Origin of the sequence: Synechococcus sp. R5-12 (assembly GCF_047502655.1) — a bacterium.
Taxonomy (GTDB): Bacteria; Cyanobacteriota; Cyanobacteriia; order Thermostichales; family Thermostichaceae; genus Thermostichus.
Window position 1 is genome coordinate 1 of sequence record NZ_JANSIM010000288.1, and the last position, 1,859, is coordinate 1,859.

The 1,859-nt window shown below is 57.7% G+C and carries 3 protein-coding genes; all 3 read left to right on the top strand.

Annotated features, from left to right (window positions below; translation table 11 throughout):
• Window positions 1–246 precede the first annotated feature (246 nt).
• Window positions 247–699: a hypothetical protein gene (locus tag NW843_RS13460; protein WP_414523200.1), complete on the top strand. Its 453-nt coding sequence runs from the start codon at window positions 247–249 to the stop codon at window positions 697–699.
• Window positions 700–716: 17 nt separating this feature from the next.
• Complete coding sequence (aat, locus tag NW843_RS13465) at window positions 717–1,295, top strand: leucyl/phenylalanyl-tRNA--protein transferase (RefSeq protein WP_414523202.1); 579 nt, start codon at window positions 717–719, stop codon at window positions 1,293–1,295.
• A gap of 137 nt (window positions 1,296–1,432) precedes the next feature.
• Window positions 1,433–1,859, top strand: a 427-nt coding sequence (locus NW843_RS13470; protein ID WP_414523201.1) for a low molecular weight protein-tyrosine-phosphatase, incomplete at its 3' end; no start/stop codon positions are given.

The following is a 1,859-nucleotide window of genomic DNA, read 5'->3' on the forward strand; positions in this document are numbered from 1 at the left end:
TTGAACAGTGATGTTCAGCAGTGTTCAGCGTAAATGTATCAGATCCGCGATCTCTCAAGCTCCTCCAAAAATAGGCCAAGTCGATCAAGTCGATCCCAGCAGTTGAGGCCAGATCTTATGGACTCCGTCCCACTGTGGCGAGCGGCCACCTGATCTAGAGTGGGTCTAGAGTGGGAAAGCATGGGCAGTGGGTGTGAGAGCATGGCTCCTTTGCAACGACGACGCCGGCGGTTTTGGATCTGGAGCATGGTAGTCATCCTGTCCGGGTTTATGGGATCCCTGCTGGCGGGATCAGCGCAGAACCTGGGAGCACAAGCCCAGCAGGGCCTGACTCAAGCCCAACTGGAGCAAGCTCAATATGTGCGCAGTTGTGGCAGTTGCCATGTGGCGTTGCCCGCCCAAGTGTTGCCCACCGAAACCTGGCGACGGCTGCTGCAGGATCCCAACCACTATGGCCAGCAGATCCAGCCCCTGAGCGGTGTGGCTTTACAACTGGCCTGGGGCTATTTGCGGCCCAACTCCCGGCCCCTGCGACAGGGGGAACAGGTGCCCTATCGCTTGGCAGATTCTCGCTATTTCCGTGCCCTGCATCTGCAAGTGGAGTTTCCCACTCCTGTGCGGGTGAGCGCCTGTGTGGATTGTCACCCCAGGGCCAATGGGGGGGATTTTGCCAGTCTCTCTCCAGAATGGCAATCTTGAGGAGCGCAACTGAGGCGATGCAGGTGGATCTGGCCACCATTCTGGCAGGCTATGCCCAAGGCTACTTCCTGATGGCCGACGAAGAGACGGGATCCCTGGGTTGGTACGGCACCGACCGGCACGCGGTGATCCCCCTCGATGAGCGATTCCACTGCCCCCGTTCATTGCGGCCCTTGGTGCGCAGCAATCGCTTTCAGGTGCGGCTGAACTGCGCTTTTGAGCAGGTGGTAGAGGGCTGTGCCGCTCGTCCCCAAACCTGGATTAGCCCCGAGCTGAAGCAGATTTACGCAGCTCTGCACCGGTCTGGCTTTGCCCACAGCTTTGAAACCTGGCAGGGAGAGACCTTGGCAGGCGGGATCCTGGGTATTGCCCTTGGGGCAGCATTTATCGGCGAGTCCATGTTCTACCGCATTCCCAACGGCTCGAAGGTGGCCTTGGTGAAGTTGGTGGAGCACTTACGGGAGCGGGGCTTTCGCCTCTTCGACGCTCAGTTGATGAACCCGCACCTGGCCCGTTTTGGTGCCTTTCTCATGGAGGGACAAGAATACCTGAAGCTGCTGCAGCAATGCCTGGGGATCCCTTGTCGGTTCAATTAAATCTGCGATGTTACGATAGCCGCCGGCAAAACATTGCAGCGGCTCTTGGTGGAAAATAGAAAGGGAATCCGTCCCGCTGTTGCAGGCGGATACATCCTGTGGTGGGCCCACACATGGGATCCGATGGGGAGGTTGCCATGAGCCAAAAGCTTCTGTTTGTCTGTCTGGGTAACATCTGTCGCTCTCCCACTGCTGAGGGCATCACCAATCACCTTTTGCGCAGCAGCGGCCATAAGGAAGCAATTATCTGCGACTCAGCAGGTACGGCAGCCTATCACATCGGCAGCCCCCCAGATAGGCGCATGCAACAAGCAGCCCGATGCTATGGCCTAGAGCTACAAGGCAAGGCCCGCCAGATTCGACCTGCCGACCTGCGCGAGTTTGACCTGATCCTGGCTATGGATCGACAAAATTACCGCGACATTCTCAGCTTGGATCCCCAGGGAAAATATGCCGAGAAAGTGCGCCTGATGTGCAGCTATTGCCGCTCTCATTCTGACGAAGAAGTTCCGGATCCCTACTACGGGGGTGAGGCTGGATTCCATTACGTGATCGAGCTGCTCT

Coding starts and splice junctions, on each gene's coding strand:
- NW843_RS13460 (WP_414523200.1), top strand. CDS start 247: ATGGTAGTCATCCTGTCCGGGTTTATGGGATCCCTGCTGGCGGGATCA.
- aat (WP_414523202.1), top strand. CDS start 717: ATGCAGGTGGATCTGGCCACCATTCTGGCAGGCTATGCCCAAGGCTAC.